At 52.6% G+C, this 18,436-nt stretch carries 16 protein-coding genes; 8 read left to right on the top strand and 8 right to left on the bottom strand.

Going from position 1 to position 18,436, the window contains the following annotated elements; all coding sequences use genetic code 11:
- The first annotated feature begins 164 nt into the window (after positions 1–164).
- The 3 genes from kbl to waaH all read left to right on the top strand — a co-directional run bounded on the left by kbl (position 165) and on the right by waaH (position 3,673).
- A complete protein-coding gene (kbl, locus tag HEN21_RS10950) occupies positions 165–1,361 on the top strand; it encodes a glycine C-acetyltransferase (protein ID WP_001213853.1) in 1,197 nt (398 codons plus the stop codon).
- Positions 1,362–1,374: 13 nt separating this feature from the next.
- On the top strand, positions 1,375–2,400 hold the full coding sequence (gene tdh / locus HEN21_RS10945) for an L-threonine 3-dehydrogenase (RefSeq protein ID WP_176252176.1): 1,026 nt from the start codon (positions 1,375–1,377) through the stop codon (positions 2,398–2,400).
- Positions 2,401–2,638: 238 nt separating this feature from the next.
- Positions 2,639–3,673, top strand: coding sequence for a UDP-glucuronate:LPS(HepIII) glycosyltransferase (gene waaH / locus HEN21_RS10940; protein ID WP_176252175.1), 1,035 nt, complete (start codon positions 2,639–2,641; stop codon positions 3,671–3,673).
- On the opposite strand, the gene HEN21_RS10935 is transcribed toward waaH, so the two are convergent.
- Genes HEN21_RS10935 through gpmM form a run of 3 tightly spaced genes read right to left on the bottom strand, consistent with a single transcriptional unit; the run spans position 3,660 to position 7,460 of the window.
- Positions 3,660–4,619: a divergent polysaccharide deacetylase family protein gene (locus HEN21_RS10935; RefSeq protein WP_176252174.1), complete on the bottom strand. Its 960-nt coding sequence runs from the start codon at positions 4,617–4,619 to the stop codon at positions 3,660–3,662. The genes waaH and HEN21_RS10935 overlap by 14 nt on opposite strands.
- Before the next feature lie 3 nt (positions 4,620–4,622).
- A complete protein-coding gene (gene envC / locus HEN21_RS10930; RefSeq protein ID WP_016159958.1) occupies positions 4,623–5,882 on the bottom strand; it encodes a murein hydrolase activator EnvC in 1,260 nt (419 codons plus the stop codon).
- Between the two features lie 33 nt (positions 5,883–5,915).
- The gene (gene gpmM, locus HEN21_RS10925) at positions 5,916–7,460 is read right to left on the bottom strand and encodes a 2,3-bisphosphoglycerate-independent phosphoglycerate mutase (RefSeq protein ID WP_010349900.1); all 1,545 of its coding nucleotides are present in this window, start codon (positions 7,458–7,460) and stop codon (positions 5,916–5,918) included.
- Positions 7,461–7,702: 242 nt separating this feature from the next.
- Between gpmM and HEN21_RS10920 the strand changes: the two genes are divergently transcribed.
- The 5 genes from HEN21_RS10920 to cysE all read left to right on the top strand — a co-directional run bounded on the left by HEN21_RS10920 (position 7,703) and on the right by cysE (position 10,976).
- Complete coding sequence (locus HEN21_RS10920) at positions 7,703–8,134, top strand: rhodanese-like domain-containing protein (protein ID WP_001156181.1); 432 nt, start codon at positions 7,703–7,705, stop codon at positions 8,132–8,134.
- Positions 8,135–8,274: 140 nt separating this feature from the next.
- Complete coding sequence (grxC, locus tag HEN21_RS10915) at positions 8,275–8,526, top strand: glutaredoxin 3 (protein WP_000024392.1); 252 nt, start codon at positions 8,275–8,277, stop codon at positions 8,524–8,526.
- A 62-nt stretch (positions 8,527–8,588) separates the two neighbouring features.
- Entirely contained in the window at positions 8,589–9,056 is a 468-nt protein-coding gene (secB, locus tag HEN21_RS10910; RefSeq protein WP_000003377.1) for a protein-export chaperone SecB, read from the top strand.
- Positions 9,056–10,075: an NAD(P)H-dependent glycerol-3-phosphate dehydrogenase gene (gpsA, locus tag HEN21_RS10905; RefSeq protein WP_001076199.1), complete on the top strand. Its 1,020-nt coding sequence runs from the start codon at positions 9,056–9,058 to the stop codon at positions 10,073–10,075. The genes secB and gpsA overlap by 1 nt, the downstream gene beginning before the upstream one ends.
- A gap of 79 nt (positions 10,076–10,154) precedes the next feature.
- Positions 10,155–10,976, top strand: coding sequence for a serine O-acetyltransferase (cysE, locus tag HEN21_RS10900; RefSeq protein ID WP_001277564.1), 822 nt, complete (start codon positions 10,155–10,157; stop codon positions 10,974–10,976).
- A 55-nt stretch (positions 10,977–11,031) separates the two neighbouring features.
- Here cysE and trmL read toward each other — a convergent pair whose 3' ends face one another.
- From trmL to HEN21_RS10875, 5 genes are all read right to left on the bottom strand, one after another.
- The gene (gene trmL / locus HEN21_RS10895; protein WP_000932359.1) at positions 11,032–11,505 is read right to left on the bottom strand and encodes a tRNA (uridine(34)/cytosine(34)/5-carboxymethylaminomethyluridine(34)-2'-O)-methyltransferase TrmL; all 474 of its coding nucleotides are present in this window, start codon (positions 11,503–11,505) and stop codon (positions 11,032–11,034) included.
- Between the two features lie 47 nt (positions 11,506–11,552).
- The gene (gene lldD, locus HEN21_RS10890) at positions 11,553–12,743 is read right to left on the bottom strand and encodes a quinone-dependent L-lactate dehydrogenase (RefSeq protein WP_000586962.1); all 1,191 of its coding nucleotides are present in this window, start codon (positions 12,741–12,743) and stop codon (positions 11,553–11,555) included.
- Complete coding sequence (gene lldR, locus HEN21_RS10885) at positions 12,740–13,516, bottom strand: transcriptional regulator LldR (protein ID WP_010349909.1); 777 nt, start codon at positions 13,514–13,516, stop codon at positions 12,740–12,742. Before lldR ends, lldD begins: the two co-directional genes overlap by 4 nt.
- Positions 13,516–15,171 (bottom strand): L-lactate permease, encoded by a 1,656-nt coding sequence (gene lldP / locus HEN21_RS10880; RefSeq protein WP_001055314.1) that lies wholly within the window; start codon positions 15,169–15,171, stop codon positions 13,516–13,518. Before lldP ends, lldR begins: the two co-directional genes overlap by 1 nt.
- A gap of 428 nt (positions 15,172–15,599) precedes the next feature.
- A partial coding sequence (locus HEN21_RS10875) for a YadA family autotransporter adhesin (RefSeq protein WP_183082913.1) occupies positions 15,600–18,436 on the bottom strand: 2,837 nt, incomplete at its 5' end.

Raw genomic sequence — 18,436 nt, 5'->3', positions numbered from 1 at the left:
CTTCTATCATATCACTACACGACGTTGGCTTCAGCCATTCGCCGAAAGTGAGAGTGATGGGCGTTATTTATTCTAAATTTTACAGAAGTGTTAACGCGTCATCTCGTCGCGACCTATAAGTTTGGGTAATATGTGCTGGAATTTGCCCTGTCTGGAGAATCGCAATGCGTGGAGAATTTTATCAGCAGTTAACCAACGACCTGGAAACCGCACGGGCGGAAGGGTTGTTTAAAGAAGAGCGCATTATCACGTCTGCGCAGCAAGCAGACATCACTGTGGCTGATGGAAGCCACGTCATCAACTTTTGTGCCAATAACTATCTTGGGTTGGCGAACCACCCAGAGCTGATTGCGGCGGCAAAAGCGGGAATGGATTCTCATGGTTTCGGCATGGCTTCAGTACGTTTTATCTGCGGCACTCAGGATAGCCATAAAGAGCTTGAGCAGAAACTGGCGGCATTCCTGGGTATGGAAGATGCGATTCTCTACTCTTCCTGTTTTGATGCCAACGGCGGCCTGTTTGAAACGCTGCTGGGCGCGGAAGACGCCATTATCTCCGACGCACTGAACCACGCGTCTATTATTGATGGTGTGCGTCTGTGCAAAGCCAAACGTTATCGCTATGCCAACAACAATATGCAGGAGCTGGAAGCGCGTTTAAAAGAAGCGCGTGAAGCCGGGGCGCGTCATGTGCTGATCGCCACCGACGGCGTGTTCTCGATGGACGGCGTGATTGCCAACCTGAAAGGCGTTTGCGATTTGGCAGATATTTACGATGCGCTGGTGATGGTGGATGACTCCCACGCGGTTGGTTTTGTCGGTGAAAACGGTCGTGGTTCCCATGAATACTGCGATGTGATGGGTCGTGTCGATATTATCACCGGCACGCTGGGTAAAGCCTTAGGTGGTGCTTCCGGCGGTTACACTGCGGCGCGCAAAGAAGTGGTTGAGTGGCTGCGCCAGCGTTCTCGTCCGTACCTGTTCTCCAACTCACTGGCACCAGCCATTGTCGCCGCTTCCATTAAAGTGCTGGAGATGGTCGAAGCGGGCAGCGAACTGCGTGACCGCCTGTGGGCTAACGCGCGTCAGTTCCGTGAGCAAATGTCGGCGGCGGGCTTTACCCTGGCGGGAGCCGATCACGCCATTATTCCGGTCATGCTTGGCGATGCGGTAGTGGCGCAAAAATTTGCCCGCGAGCTGCAAAAAGAGGGCATTTACGTCACCGGTTTCTTCTATCCGGTCGTACCGAAAGGTCAGGCGCGTATTCGAACCCAGATGTCTGCGGCGCATACCCCTGAGCAAATTACGCGTGCGGTAGAAGCGTTCACGCGTATTGGTAAACAACTGGGCGTAATCGCCTGAGTGAGGATGTGAGATGAAAGCGTTATCCAAACTGAAAGCGGAAGAGGGCATCTGGATGACCGACGTTCCTGAACCGGAACTCGGGCATAACGATCTGCTGATTAAAATCCGTAAAACAGCCATCTGCGGGACTGACGTTCACATCTATAACTGGGATGAGTGGTCGCAAAAAACCATCCCGGTGCCGATGGTCGTAGGCCATGAATATGTCGGTGAAGTGGTAGGTATTGGTCAGGAAGTGAAAGGCTTCCAGATTGGCGATCGCGTGTCTGGCGAAGGTCATATCACTTGTGGTCACTGTCGAAACTGCCGTGGCGGTCGTACCCATCTGTGCCGCAACACGATCGGAGTCGGCGTTAACCGTCCGGGCTGCTTCGCCGAATATCTGGTGATTCCGGCGTTTAACGCCTTCAAAATCCCCGACAATATCTCCGACGACTTAGCCGCAATTTTCGATCCATTCGGAAATGCTGTACACACGGCACTGTCGTTTGATTTAGTGGGCGAAGATGTTCTGGTTTCTGGTGCAGGCCCGATTGGTATTATGGCGGCGGCGGTGGCGAAACATGTTGGCGCGCGTAATGTGGTTATCACCGACGTTAATGAATATCGCCTCGAACTGGCGCGCAAAATGGGTATCACGCGCGCGGTTAACGTCGCGAAAGAAAATCTCAATGACGTGATGGCGGAGCTAGGCATGACCGAAGGCTTTGATGTCGGTCTGGAAATGTCCGGTGCGCCGCCAGCGTTTCGTACCATGCTCGACACCATGAACCACGGTGGCCGTATTGCGATGCTGGGTATTCCACCTTCTGACATGTCGATAGACTGGACAAAAGTGATCTTTAAAGGCTTGTTCATTAAAGGCATTTACGGTCGTGAGATGTTCGAAACCTGGTACAAGATGGCGGCGCTGATTCAGTCTGGCCTCGATCTCTCGCCGATCATTACCCATCGTTTCTCTATCGATGATTTCCAGAAGGGCTTTGACGCCATGCGTTCGGGCCAGTCCGGGAAAGTTATTCTGAGCTGGGATTAACACGAACAAGGGCTGGTATTCCAGCCCTTTTCCCTGAGGATAATCTGTTAAATATGTAAAATCCTGTCAGTGTAATAAAGATATCGTAATTGCGCTGTTATCTTATATTGCTGCTCTCATCAACTCTCTAGCCTGAAATGACTCTCTCACCTGTAAAAATAATATCTCACAGGCTTAATAGTTTCTTAATACAAAGCCTGTAAAACGTCAGGATAACTTCAGAGGTCGTCGGTAATTTATGATGAACAGCACCAATAAACTTAGTGTTATTATTCCGTTATATAATGCGGGCGGTGATTTCCGCACTTGTATGGAATCTTTAATCGCGCAAACCTGGACTGCTCTGGAAATCATTATTATTAACGATGGTTCAACGGATAATTCTGTTGAAATAGCAAAGTATTACGCAGAAAACTATCCGCACGTTCGTTTGTTGCATCAGGCGAATGCTGGCGCATCGGTGGCGCGTAATCGCGGGATCGAGGCAGCGACGGGCAAATATGTTGCTTTTGTCGATGCTGATGATGAAGTCTATCCCACCATGTACGAAACGCTGATGACAATGGCGTTAGAGGACGATCTCGATGTGGCGCAGTGCAATGCTGACTGGTGTTTTCGTGAAACGGGAGAAACCTGGCAATCTATCCCCATCGATCGCCTTCGCTCAACCGGCGTATTAACCGGCCCGGACTGGCTGCGGATGGGACTTTCTTCTCGCCGCTGGACTCACGTTGTCTGGATGGGTATTTATCGCCGCGACGTCATTGTAAAAAATAACATTAAATTTATTGTTGGATTACATCATCAGGATATTGTATGGACAACAGAATTTATGTTTAACGCGCTGCGTGTGCGATATACCGAACAATCGTTATATAAATATTATCTGCATAATACGTCAGTGAGTCGGTTGAATCGACAAGGGAATAAAAATCTTAATTATCAACGGCACTATATTAAAATTACCCGCCTGCTGGAGAAATTAAATAGAAATTATGCCGACAGAATTACGATTTATCCGGAATTTCATCAACAAATAACTTACGAAGCATTACGCGTTTGCCATGCGGTGCGCAAAGAACCGGATATTATTACCCGCCAGCGGATGATTGCCGAGATATTTACTTCCGGCATGTATAAGCGTCTGATTACTAATGTCCGCAGCGTAAAGGTGGGTTATCAGGCATTACTGTGGTCTTTCCGTTTATGGCAATGGCGCGACAAAACACGGTCGCACCATCGCATTACGCGCAGCGCCTTTAATTTACGCTAGCGTTAAACTTCGCCGCTTCGGGCTGTTTGCCCCAGCCCTGCCACTGATGCTGGAAGTAAACGATCAGCGTGCTCTGGCTGATGCTTTCGCTTAATACTTCAAAGAAGCGATTAGCATAAACCGGTTCCAGCGGTTTCTTCGGTTTGCACAGCTTCACTCCACGGAACGGATTACGCGGTGCGTCGGGCACAGTGTTCTTCGGCGGTGTAGAAGTATCGACCTGCGGTTCATTCAGCAAGCTGCTGGCTTTCACCAGCGTAATGTCTGGCGGCAGGTTATAAACCATCTGTTGCAATACGCGAACTGTTGAAGGGTGAGGATGACCAATGGCGATGGTTGAACCGTTGCGACGCGCCAGGTCAATTGCGCGATTGAACTGCATACGGATGTCCGCTTCGTTCTGGGAATCATCGAGAAACACTTTCCGTTTGATGACTTTTACGCCAGTACCTTGTGCGGCGCGCATCGCCTGGGTATTACCGATAGTCACACTGTCGAGGAAGTAAAGATTGTAACGCTCCAGCGCCTGCATCACTTTCTGCATACCAAAAAGGTTAGAGGTCATCTTGCTGCCCATGTGGTTGTTGATCCCCACGGCATAGGGCACGTTATTGACCGCGCTGCGAATAATGCGCTCAATCTCGTCGCTGCTCATCTCCGGGCGCAGCGTATTTTTCTCCAGCGGCTGCTTACTCAGCGGTGCCATCGGTAGATGAATCAATACTTCGTGACCGCTGTTATGCGCTTTAGTCGCCATCTCTCTGGCGTGTGGCGAGTCGGGTAACACGGCGACAGAGATAGCAGAGGGCATCGCCAGCACCTGGTTTTCGTTGTGCGGGCGATAACCAAAATCATCAATGACGATGGCAAGTTTGCCAGCAAATACAGGGGAGGAGAGAGCCAACAGAGCGGCAAATGCAAGAACGTTACGACGAAATGGAAACAAAACTTATCTTCCCAACCACGGCTGTGGATTGACCGCCTGACCCTGGCGGCGAATTTCGAAATAGAGTGAAGGCCGACCCTGACCGCCACTGCTGCCCACCAGTGCAATTGGCTGACCCGCGCGAACCTGCGAACCAACGCTCACCAGTGCGCTCTGATTATAGCCATAAAGGCTCATATCGCCTTTACCGTGCTCAACTACCACCACCAGGCCGTAGCCTTGCAGCCAGTCAGCCAGAATCACCCGACCGTCGGCAATCGCTTTAACTTCAGTACCTTCAGAGGCACCAATCACCATCCCTTTCCAGCGCAGCTCACCCTGTAGCTGTTCGCCATAGCGGTGCAGCGTCGGCCCGCGAACAGGCCAGAATGCCTGACCACGCGGCGCACCCAGACCACCGGTTCGGGACATCAGTGATTTTTCGCTTTCAGTCGGTTTGTAGGTGGTGCCTTTGCGCGTCGCTTCTTTTTGCCTGTCGCGAACAGCCTGAGCCTCACGCGCTTCTCGTTCAGCACGCGCTTTCGCTGCCGCTTCTGCACGAGCAATGCTATTGCGCAGACGAGATTCGTTGGCGCGCAGTTCACTTAGCTGCTGCTGACCTTGTTGAATGGAAGACTCCAGCCCTGCCAGCGTCTTCTTACGCTCGTTCAGCGCCTGGGTCAGCTTCGCCTGCTGAGCGCGTTGTTCGTATAACAGCGTTTGTTGCTCGCTCTGTTTCTCTTCCAGCTCGGCGCGCTGCATGGCGACTTCTGCGCGTGTTTGCTTCAGTTCGGCGATGGTTTCTTGTCGCGCCTGGTTGAGATAGCCGAAATAAGCCTGTAAACGCTGACCGCGCTGGCTTTCTTCACCGCTGAGAATGAGCTGTATACCCGTATGCTCACCCTGGCGAAATGCGGCGTCCAGTTGCGCAGCGAGACTGCGTTCCTGAGCCGCTTTTTGCTGTTCCAGTTTGGCAATCGAGGCGTTCATCTCATCAATCTGTTTATTCAGTTGATTGAGCGTATTTTGCGTTTCGCGCAGCTTACGAGTGGCTTCGGAGATCGCCTCTTCCTGCTTTTTCAATTGTGCCAGCAGGCTTGAGCGTTGTTGCTGTTGTTGGCGTACCGCACGCTCTTTGGCAGCGATATCAGCCTGAATAGACTTGAGTTGGTCACGGTCATCCGCGTGGGCAGAAAAAGTGCACAACAATACGCCAGCGCAAAGAACGCTGGCGTAAATGATGGGCCTGACTGCAAACCTGCGCGGTTTCGTGGCCCGTGTCATGGTATTAATCGCCTTTCCCCTCATGGGGAGGGATTATTCCACGATGAACAGCGGCTTACCAGTCATCTCTTGCGGGATTTCCATACCCATTAAAGAGAGCATGGTCGGCGCGATGTCAGAAAGTTTGCCACCTTCAACTGCTTTCACGTTCTTATCGCCAACGTAAATCAGCGGAACAGGCAGGTTGGTATGCGCCGTGTGAGCCTGACCAGTAGCCGGATCGCGCATCTGTTCAGCGTTACCGTGGTCAGCGGTGATCAGCAGTTGTCCACCCACGGACTCAACAGCTTTGGTCACTTCTTCCACGCAGTGATCCAGTGCTTCAACCGCTTTAACCGCAGCTTCCATCACCCCGGTGTGACCTACCATGTCGCCGTTCGGATAGTTACAGATGATGGTGTCGTATTTGCCGCTCTTAATTGCCGCAACCAGTTTTTCGGTCAGCTCTGCGGAGCTCATTTCCGGCTGCAAATCGTAAGTAGCCACTTTCGGTGAGTTGATCAGAATGCGATCTTCGCCTTTGAACGACTCTTCTACGCCACCGTTGAAGAAGAAAGTGACGTGGGCATATTTTTCGGTTTCGGAAATACGCAGCTGAGTTTTGTCGTTTTTCGCCATCCACTCGCCGAAGGTGTTAACCAGAGAGGCTGGTGGGTAAGCAACGGCGGTTTTGATGTCGGCGGCGTATTCGGTCAGCATCACGAAATCGATGTTAACCACTTTCTTACGCGCGAAGCCGTCGAAATCAGCGTTTACAAATGCACGAGTGATTTCACGCGCGCGGTCAGCACGGAAGTTCATGAAAATCAGCGCATCGCCGTCTTCCATCGCTGCATCTGGCTGGCCTTCAGCACGAATAACGGTCGCTTTCACGAACTCGTCGTTTTCGTCGCGAGCATAAGCGGCCTGCAAACCAGCAACGGCGGTATCAGCCTGGAACTCACCCTGCGCCAGAGTCAGCAGGTCATAAGCTTTTTCAACGCGATCCCAACGGTTATCGCGATCCATCGCGTAGTAACGACCAATGATGGACGCTACACGGCCTTTACCCAGCGCGGCAAATTTCTCTTCGAATTTTTTCAGCGAGGATTCAGCACTGCGCGGTGGGGTGTCACGACCGTCAAGGAATGCGTGCAGGTAGATTTTCTCTGCGCCACGTTCAGCTGCCAGCTCTACCATTGCCATGATGTGATCTTCGTGGCTGTGTACACCGCCTGCGGAGAGCAGACCCATGATGTGTACCGCTTTGCCCGCGTTCTTCGCTTTATCTACCGCGCCAGTCAGCGTCGGGTTGGCGAAGAAAGCGCGATCTTTGATTTCAACGTCCAGACGAGTCAGGTCCTGATACACGATGCGGCCGGCACCCAGGTTAACGTGACCGACTTCGGAGTTACCCATCTGACGGTCAGGCAGACCGACTTCCAGACCGGAAGCGTCGATCAGGGTATGCGGACGATTGGCCCACAGTGCATCCATTACCGGGGTTTTAGCACTAAAAATGGCGTTATCCTGCTGTTCTTCGCGATAGCCATAGCCATCCAGAATCACCAGTACCATAGGTTTTTTAGAAACCGACATTGCGACAACCTCATACTCAAGAGTCAAAATTTGCGTAATTTTACTACAGCTGAATCGATAAAATAGCCTCTGAAGATCAAAATATACGACCGCTCGCGGCAAGCTGATGCCAGATTTGCGATTTTTTTTCGTAGCGTGCCGCAAAATTGCATTCCAGTGCACGCGCTGGCTGTATTTGCCGCAACGCGCAGGTATACTCCTTCCCTGGTTTTTAATCACTACGTCGGGAGTTATTACCCCCCATGCAAGAAATTATGCAATTTGTTGGCCGTCATCCCATACTGAGTATCGCCTGGATCGCGTTACTGGTGGCGGTTCTTGTTACTACGTTTAAGAGCCTGACCTCGAAAGTGAAGGTAATTACTCGTGGTGAAGCTACGCGTCTGATCAACAAAGAAGACGCAGTGGTTGTGGATTTACGTCAGCGTGATGACTTCCGTAAAGGCCATATCGCAGGTTCTATCAATCTGTTGCCGAGCGAAATCAAAGCCAACAATGTTGGTGAACTTGAGAAGCACAAAGACAAACCGGTTATCGTGGTAGACGGTTCTGGTATGCAGTGCCAGGAGCCTGCAAACGCGCTGACGAAAGCAGGGTTTGCGCAAGTATTCGTGCTGAAAGAGGGCGTCGCTGGTTGGGCTGGTGAAAACTTGCCTCTGGTGCGCGGCAAATAATTTACCTGTCATCTTTCATGTCGCAGGCAGTTAGCTGTAATTAGACCCCCAGCGACTTATTGATATAAGCTTCTGGGGACACTCTATTTTGTCGCTACCCTGCAACATAAAACTACAGGTAAAAAAACAGGAGCTAAGTTATGGCCAATGTTGAAATCTATACCAAAGAAACCTGCCCGTATTGCCATCGTGCGAAAGCACTGCTGAGCAGCAAGGGCGTGAGTTTTCAGGAGCTACCGATTGATGGCAACGCCGCTAAGCGTGAAGAGATGATCAAACGCAGTGGTCGCACCACGGTTCCGCAGATTTTTATTGACGCACAGCACATTGGCGGCTGTGACGACTTGTATGCATTGGATGCACGTGGTGGACTGGATCCCCTGCTGAAATAACGTATTAACGTTGGCATTACACTGCGCAGTATTTAAGGACAACACTTAAGGGTTTTCTACACATGTCAGAACAAAACAACACCGAAATGACCTTCCAGATCCAGCGTATTTATACCAAGGATATTTCTTTCGAAGCGCCGAACGCGCCGCACGTTTTCCAGAAAGATTGGCAGCCAGAAGTTAAACTTGATCTGGATACGGCATCTTCTCAACTGGCAGATGACGTTTACGAAGTGGTACTGCGTGTTACCGTAACGGCATCCCTGGGTGAAGAAACCGCGTTCCTGTGCGAAGTTCAGCAGGGCGGTATTTTCTCCATCGCGGGTATCGAAGGCACCCAGATGGCACATTGCCTGGGCGCATACTGCCCGAACATTCTGTTCCCGTATGCTCGTGAGTGCATCACCAGCATGGTATCTCGCGGTACGTTCCCGCAACTGAACCTTGCGCCGGTTAACTTCGATGCGCTGTTCATGAACTATTTACAGCAGCAGGCTGGCGAAGGTACTGAAGAACATCAGGATGCCTGATGAACCAACGTAATGCTTCAATGACTGTGATCGGTGCCGGCTCGTACGGCACCGCTCTTGCCATTACCCTGGCAAGAAATGGCCACGAGGTTGTCCTCTGGGGCCATGACCCTGAACATATCGCAACGCTTGAACGCGACCGCTGTAACGCCGCGTTTCTCCCCGATGTGCCTTTTCCCGATACGCTCCATCTTGAAAGCGATCTCGCCACCGCACTGGCAGCCAGCCGTAATATTCTCGTCGTCGTACCCAGCCATGTCTTTGGTGAAGTGCTGCGCCAGATTAAACCGCTGATGCGTCCTGATGCGCGCCTGGTGTGGGCGACAAAAGGACTGGAAGCGGAAACCGGACGTCTGTTACAGGACGTAGCGCGCGAGGCGTTAGGCGATCAAATTCCACTGGCGGTTATCTCTGGCCCAACTTTTGCGAAAGAACTGGCGGCAGGTTTACCGACGGCCATTTCGCTGGCTTCTACCGATCAAACCTTTGCTGATGACCTCCAGCAACTGTTGCACTGTGGCAAAAGTTTCCGTGTTTACAGCAACCCGGATTTCATTGGTGTCCAGCTTGGCGGCGCGGTGAAAAACGTCATTGCGATTGGTGCCGGCATGTCCGACGGTATCGGCTTCGGGGCGAATGCGCGAACGGCGCTGATCACCCGTGGTCTGGCTGAAATGTCGCGTCTGGGCACGGCGCTGGGCGCCGATCCTGCCACCTTTATGGGCATGGCAGGTCTGGGCGATCTGGTGCTTACCTGTACCGACAACCAGTCGCGTAACCGCCGTTTTGGCATGATGCTTGGTCAGGGCATGGATGTACAAAGCGCGCAGGAGAAGATTGGTCAGGTGGTTGAAGGCTACCGCAATACGAAAGAAGTCCGCGAGTTGGCACATCGCTTCGGCGTTGAAATGCCAATAACCGAGGAAATTTATCAAGTATTATATTGCGGAAAAAACGCGCGCGAGGCAGCATTGACTTTATTAGGTCGTGCACGCAAGGACGAGCGCAGTAGCCACTAAACCCAGGGAACCTTTGTTACCGCTATGACCCGGCTCGCGCAGAACGAGCCGGTCATTATCTCATCGTGTGGAGTAAGCAATGTCGTGTGAAGAACTGGAAATTGTCTGGAACAATATTAAAGCGGAAGCCAGAACGCTGGCGGACTGTGAGCCAATGCTGGCCAGTTTTTACCACGCAACGCTACTCAAGCATGAAAACCTTGGCAGTGCATTGAGCTACATGCTGGCGAACAAGCTGTCATCGCCGATTATGCCTGCTATTGCTATCCGTGAAGTGGTGGAAGAAGCCTACGCCGCCGACCCTGAAATGATCGCTTCTGCGGCCTGCGATATTCAGGCGGTGCGCACCCGCGACCCGGCAGTCGATAAATACTCAACCCCCTTGTTATACCTGAAAGGTTTTCATGCCTTGCAGGCGTATCGCATCGGTCACTGGTTGTGGAATCAGGGGCGCCGCGCACTGGCAATCTTTCTGCAAAACCAGGTGTCTGTGACTTTTCAGGTCGATATTCACCCAGCGGCAAAAATTGGTCGCGGTATCATGCTCGACCACGCGACAGGCATCGTCGTTGGTGAAACAGCGGTGATTGAAAACGACGTGTCGATTCTGCAATCCGTCACTCTTGGCGGTACGGGCAAAACCAGCGGCGACCGTCACCCAAAAATTCGTGAAGGCGTGATGATTGGCGCGGGCGCGAAAATCCTTGGCAATATTGAAGTCGGGCGCGGTGCGAAGATTGGCGCGGGTTCTGTAGTGCTGCAACCAGTGCCTCCGCATACCACCGCTGCTGGCGTTCCGGCGCGTATCGTCGGTAAACCAGACAGCGATAAACCGTCAATGGATATGGATCAGCATTTTAACGGCATTCACCATACGTTTGAGTATGGTGATGGGATCTGACGTCCTGTGCTCGTGCCGGATGCGATGCTAACGCATCTTATCCGGCCTGGCGAAACTAATCTCTTAATACAGCTCCCGGATACCCCAACTGCCGCCAGGCTTCATACACCACGACCGACACTGCATTGGACAGGTTCATGCTGCGGCTGTCCGGCACCATTGGAATACGAATTTTTTGTTCAGCGGGCAGAGCATCAAGAATGCTCGCTGGCAGGCCGCGTGTTTCCGGGCCGAACATCAGATAGTCGCCATCCTGATAGCTTACGGCGCTATGGGCGGGTGTGCCTTTAGTGGTGAGGGCAAACAGACGCTGGGGATTTTCTGCTCTAAGGAACGCGCTATAGTCATGATGACGCGTAACGGCAGTAAACTCGTGATAGTCCAGCCCCGCGCGGCGCAGGCGCTTATCGTCCCAGGCAAATCCCATCGGTTCAATGATATGCAGACGAAAGCCGGTGTTGGCGCAAAGACGGATGATGTTGCCAGTGTTTGGCGGAATTTCTGGTTCGTAAAGTACGATGTTTAGCATACTGCCCCCTTAGTGCGGGGGCAGGATAGCAGATATTCATCTAACCCTTAAGCTGCATTCCCTTTCGCCATCGGAGCCAGCGCCGCCGGCAACTCTTTGCCCAACCCCTGCACCAGCGAATCTTGCGTAATTTCACTGATCGATTTCGCGCCAGTCAGTGTCATTGCCACTTTCATCTCTTTCTCGATCAGGTTCAGCAAGTTCGCCACGCCCGCCTGGCCCGCTGTTGCCAGCGCATACAGGAAAGCACGACCCAGCAGTACGGTATCGGCACCGAGCGCGATCATACGCACAACATCAAGCCCGTTACGAATGCCGCTATCTGCCAGAATGGCGATATCGCCTTTCACCGCATCCGCAATAGCAGGCAGCGCACGGGCAGAAGAGAGTACGCCATCTAACTGGCGGCCACCGTGGTTAGAAACCACAATCCCGTCAGCGCCAAAACGTACTGCATCACGCGCATCTTCCGGGTCGAGAATCCCTTTGATCACCATCGGGCCATCCCAGAAATCGCGGATCCACTCAAGGTCTTTCCATGAGATGGACGGATCGAAGTTATTCCCCAGCCAGCCGATGTAATCTTCCAGTCCGGTCGGTTTGCCGAGGTAAGCCGAAATATTACCTAAATCATGTGGACGACCGTTCAGGCCGACATCCCACGCCCATTGCGGATGCGTCACCGCCTGCAAGTAGCGGCGCATTGCGGCATTCGGGCCGCTCATACCAGAGTGTGCGTCACGATAACGTGCGCCCGGCGTCGGCATATCCACGGTGAAAACCAGTGTCGAGCAACCCGCCGCTTTTGCCCGTTCCAGCGCGTTACGCATAAAGCCGCGATCGCGCAGCACATAAAGCTGGAACCACATCGGACGTTTGATAGCTGGAGCGACTTCTTCAATCGGGCAAACTGAAACCGTTGAGAGAGTAAACGGAATGCCGTGAGCATCAGCCGCTTTGGCAGCCTGAACTTCACCGCGACGCGCATACATGCCGCACAAACCCACCGGAGCCAGCGCCACCGGCATCGACAGCTTTTCATTAAACAGCGTCGTTTCCAGGCTTAAGTCGGACATGTTTTTCAGAATGCGTTGGCGCAGCGCCACTTCTGACAAATCCTCCACGTTGCGGCGCAGCGTGTATTCAGAATATGCACCACCATCCATATAGTGGAACAGGAACGGCGGCAGAATGCGTTGCGCTGCGGCGCGATAATCGCTGGCTGCGGAAATAATCATGCGTTTTTCTCCCTCGAATGCTCATTATGCTCACCGGGCAGGCGGGTAATGCGTGCACGGCGAGCCTGATCTTCATCGAATCGTTTCATGGTGGTGTGGACAAAGCTGAGGTGCGCCATCATTGCTTTACGCGCACCGTCGGCATCACCGGCAAAAATGGCGTTAATGACTGCCTGATGCTGTTCAGTCAGTTGCGAAAAAACGGGCGGCACCAGATACATCCGCTGACGACTTTGCATCACTGAAGATTGCAGGACATCAAAGAATCCGCGCATGGTTTGCAGCAGCACGATGTTATGTGAGGCTTCGGCAATTGCCAGATGAAAACGAACGTCCGCTTGCGAGGCGAGATCCGGGTCTTCACTCAGCGTCGCTTCAAAGCATAGCTGTATCTTTTCTTTATCGGCTTGTGTGGCGCGCATTGCTGCGTGCCAGGCGGTGCTGGCCTCAATGGCGTAGCGGGCTTCCAGAATATCGAAGCTGTAATCCGGATCATCAGCCATCAGCGTTTTCAGCGGCTGGACGATGTTTTGCTCCGACCACGCGTCATGACGCCAGCGAATAAACGTCCCGCCACCGCGACGACTAAGAAGCACACCTTCACTGACCAGTTTCGCCAGCGCCTCGCGCAGCGAATTACGCGACACGCCGAGCTGCATCGCCAGTTGGCGTTCAGCGGGCAACTTCATGCCCGGTTCCAGATTTTGTTCATCAATCAGCGCCCGCACACGGGAAGCAACCTCGTCTGACAGGCGTCTGGGTATAACCATCATTACGGAATCATCCACGTTAAGACGTAGGCCTGAAGCGTGGTCATCACGCCCACCATACAGGTGAATATCAGGCTGTGTTTGACGGTAAAGCGGAACAGATCTGACTCTTTACCCACCAGGCCTACCGCCGCACAGGCAATGGCGATGGACTGCGGAGAGATCATCTTGCCGGTGACGCCGCCGGTGGTGTTGGCAGCAACCAGCAACAGATCAGAGACGCCAATTTGTTGTGCTGCGGTGGCTTGCAGCGCGGCAAACAGGGCGTTAGATGACGTATCCGATCCGGTCAGGAATACCCCCAGCCAGCCGAGGAACGGCGAGAAGAAGGTGAATGCATGACCGGTATGCGCCAGTGCCAGCGCCAGCGTTGACGACAGCCCGGAATAGTTTGAGATAAAGGCGAACGCCAGCACCATGCCGATGGAGTAGATGGGGAGCGCCAGTTCTTTCAGTGTGCTGCCGAAGGTGCTGATGGCGTCAGAGGGTTTCATCTTCAGCCAGACGATAGAGAGCAGCGCAGCAAACAGAATGGCAGTACCGGTGGCAGAGAACCAGTCAAACTTAAATACGGCGGCGTAGGCAGTGGCTTCGCTGACCACCGGCGGCATACGGGCAACCAGTTTGTCGAGATACGGCACCGGAATGTTGATGACCCACTCATACAGCGCGCCACCCGAAGCGAACAGGGCTTTAAACGGCGGAATACTCCACAGCGTTACGGTGGCGGTCAGGAACAGGAACGGTGTCCAGGCACGCAACACCTGACCCGCCGTATAACCGGTATGAGCCAGCGTCATATCAACTTGCGATGCACCCAGATCGCCGAAGCGGAAAACGCGCACCGGCTGCCAACGTTTCAGGAACAGTGTCAGGCAGAGCAGCGATACCAGCGAAGAGATAATGTCCGGCAGTTCTGGCCCAATAAAGTTAGAGCTAAGGTACTGTGCGATGGCAAACGAGCCACCCGCAACCACGACCGCAGGCCACGTCTCTTTGATACCGCGCCAGCCATCCATAATCGCCATGATCCAGAACAGGACGATAATGGTCATAAACGGTAGCTGACGACCCACCATCTGGCCAATCTCAAAGCTGTCGATGCCTGTCACCTGTCCGGCAACCAGAATCGGAATGCCCATCGCGCCAAATGCCACCGGCGCGGTGTTAACAATCAGGCACAGCCCGGCGGCGTACAGCGGTTTAAAGCCCAGCCCGACCAGCAATGCGGCGGTAATTGCTACCGGTGCGCCAAAGCCTGCGGCACCTTCGAGAAATGCGCCGAAACAGAAACCGACGATCAGCATTTGCAGGCGCTGGTCAGGGGTTATTGAAAGAATAGACGAGCGGATGATGTCAAACTGTCCGGTTTTCACCGAGATCTTATAGACGAACACCGCTGCAATAATGATCCACGCGATGGGCCACAAACCGTAGAAGAAGCCATAAACCACTGAGGCCAGCGCATTGGCGACCGGCATTTTGTAGAACAATAGCGCGACGGTCAGAGCGATAACGACTGTCCATGTGGCGGCGACATAGCCTTTTAGTTTGAGCTTAATAAGCGCAAAGAAAAAAAACAGGATGGGAAGCGATGCTATCAGGCTGGAAAGCCAGATATTCCCGGCGGGATCGTAGTTTTGTTGCCAGAGATTCATTGCAGGTCTCCTGGAGGCCACGCACATCGTGTGATGAGTCTGTTGCTCATCTGCTTGTCACACGTTGTGTAAAAGTGGCACTGCCAATTTTGTTGTGTAGGGATAATGACAATGAATGGTTAACTAAATGTTATGCATTGGCAACATTAATGTGAGTTTTAATTGGGGAACTGTGAACCAGAGGTCAGATAAGCGAAGAATTGGTAGGGCCAATTCCTGGTGGAGGGAGATGTCTGGTAAAGAAAAGGGCAATCTCTCATCAGAGAATTGCCCTTAGATTGTTGACCCGGAGCGCCTTATCTTGCCGGATGCGGCGTGAACACCTTACTCGGCCTATAGGAATGTGCAGAATCACCCTGTAGGCCTGATAAGCGTAGCGCATCAGGCAATTTGGCGTTTGCCCTTCGTCACACTAACTTAATGAGTCATTACCACTGAATACCGGCACCGAGTGCGGCGGAGTATTCACCCTGGCTATTGGTACTACCTTGTAATTTGTAGACCCAACGACCGTTGGCGCTCACCATCGACACACCTAAAGCAACTGCCGATTCACCGTTGTAAGTACCGCCACCAATGGAGGCCATGCTGGCACCCGGCGTGTAAGCCTGCGGCAGACCGGTCATCGCCATTGCAGAAGCGATACCACCGCTCAACTTGCTTTCGGTTTTGGACAGTTTGTTATCCATCTCAACCATGCGCTGATCGGTGTATTGCTTCGTTTCCTGCACGCTTTGCTTCAACTGCGCGTAGTTCACCGCGTCGTTGTTGTTAACGCCAGCGGAAACGTTGCTGATGCGAGTTGTACCGCCCTTGCCACCACCGAGAGTGATGTTGCTGTAGTCTACAGAGCCGTCAGCGTTGGTGTTATAGCGCACCCCGCCTGCTTCAGAAGACTTCAACTGCGCAACGTTAACCGCGTCGGTAGCATTTTTACCAGCGGCAACGTTGGTGATACGGCGTTGGTTAGTGGAAGAACCTACGGAGATCGTATTTTCTTCGTTTGCCACAGAGCCAGTGCCCAGCGCGACGCTGTTATCAGCAGCAGCAATAGAGCCAGAGCCAATCGCGACACTATCTTTACCCTGCGCGTTAGCATCTACGCCATCGGTGTTGGTCTTGAAGTACTTGGTGCTACCGGTAGTTACGATATCGGCAACGCCATTTTCAAGGGTAGTCACACGCGAATCGAGATTAGTTACCTGATTGTTCAGGTTAGTAATGCTCTGGGTGTTCTGGGAAACCTGCGCGTCTGTCACTTTCAACTGACCCACGTTAACCGCATCGGTATCCGCTGAACCCGCTGCGACGTTGGTGATCTGACGTTGACCATCGTCACTGCCGACAGAGAACTCACCCACAGAGTTCTGCGGTGCGTCCATGTTGTAGGCGGTGTAGCCAGTCTGAGCGCCGCGAGTGGTCTGAGAACCATTACCCATTGCAATACTGTTTGCATGGTTGGCGCGTGCGTTAGAACCGATAGCAATACCGTTGATGGCATCTGGCAGAACCAGAGTGTTCAGGCCGATACCAATACCCGCGTCAGCATTAACAATAGTTTTCGCGCCCATCGCCAGCGAGTCAGTACCTACCGCCAGTGAATCTTCTTCCGTTGAGTTGGCATGGTAGTACTTGGTCGGCGTAGTGGCGACCGCACCAATGGCGTTTTGCAACTGGCGTACAGTCACGGCGTCATGGGATTCAGTACCATCAGCAACGTTGATGATTTGACGATATTTACCATCATCGCCAATCGACAATGCGCCAAGCAGTTCGCCGTCAGTGGTGTCGTAGCCAATCACAACGCCTTCTTCGGTTACGCTGGTATTAAGAGAACCTTGGGCAATGCCACGACTGGAGACGGAGTTGCTACCCAGTGCGATACCAGTATCAACGCTGCTGCTGCTATTCTGACCAATTGCGACACTGCTTTCGCCGGAAGCGACAGCGTTATAGCCCACCGCTGTAGCGCCAGTACCTGATGCGCTCGCATCAATAAAGGTTAAGCCGGTGTCATTAGTACGCGCATAGTTCAGACCCGCACCGTTCTCTTCGATGTAGTCTATGCTGGTATTACCGGCAATCTGGTTGATGATCTCATTTTGCTGATTGATCAACGTGTTGGTGGCGAACAACTGTGAACCATTAATTGCATCAGTACTGGTTTCAGAAATATCACCATTAGCAACATTAGTGATTACGCTGGCTTTGCCGTCGCGGCTGGCGCTGAACGCACCATCTTCACCGGCGGTTGCGTCCCAGAGCAGTGCATCATCCAGGGTTGAGTCGATCGCGTCCAGAGCATCACCGACGTTATTGTAATCGGTGTTGGCAATGGAATACGTCGGCGCACTGATGCTACCGTCAGCATTTACTGCGGCACCACCGCCCAGGGCATCAACAACAGAGTTGCTCACACCGTAGAGTTGTCCACCATTGATGGCATCGGTGCTGGTTTCAGAAACGGCACCGTTTGCGACATTGGTAATTTTGCTGGCATTGCCACCGTGACCGGCGCTGAATGCACTTGCAGTTTCATCCCACAGCAGAGCGTCGCCCAGTGAAGTGCTAAATGAGGTGTTAATCGCCGCCAGCGCATCACCTACGTTATCGTAGCTGTTACTACCGATAGTGTACGACGGACCAGTAAATACACCGTTTTCATCAACCGAGGCGTTACCGCCAAAATAGTCTGCCAGTGAATCACTTAGGCTAAACAGTTGCCCACCGTTAACGGCGTCAGTACTGGTAGACGATATTGTTCCAGCGGTGACATTAGTGATTTTGCTGGTGGCTTCGGTGCCGTGTGCGGCAGTAAATGCGCCTGTGGTGTCATCCCATTTCAGCGCATCTTCACCGAGGTTGTTCACCGTATCAGTCAGGTTGTTGATGTTGGTGGTGTTAGTAGCGATGTTAGTGGTGTTGGTTGCCACGTTGTCGTTAGTGGTTTTCAACTGAGAGCCGTTAACGGCATCTTTACTGTCAACAGTCAAATCACCGTCTTTAACGTTGGTAATTTTGTTGGTGTCATCGGTGCCGTGTTTGGCGGTGAATGCACCTGAGGCGTCATCCCATGCCAGCGCATCCGCGCCAAGGTTAGTTACCGTATCCGCCAGGTTAGTGATACTGGTGGTATTGGCGGCAACATCATTCGTCAGATTAGTGATGTTAGTGGTGTTGTTAGCAACATCGCCGGTCAGGTTGCTGATATTAGTGGTGTTGGTTGCCACGTTGTCGTTAGTGGTTTTCAACTGAGAGCCGTTAA

Origin of the sequence: Escherichia sp. 93.1518 (assembly GCF_013368915.2) — a bacterium.
GTDB classification, from domain to species: Bacteria; Pseudomonadota; Gammaproteobacteria; order Enterobacterales; family Enterobacteriaceae; genus Escherichia; species Escherichia ruysiae.
Note: the sequence above shows the minus strand (reverse complement) of the source record. Positions and strands in the feature narration are given on the sequence as shown.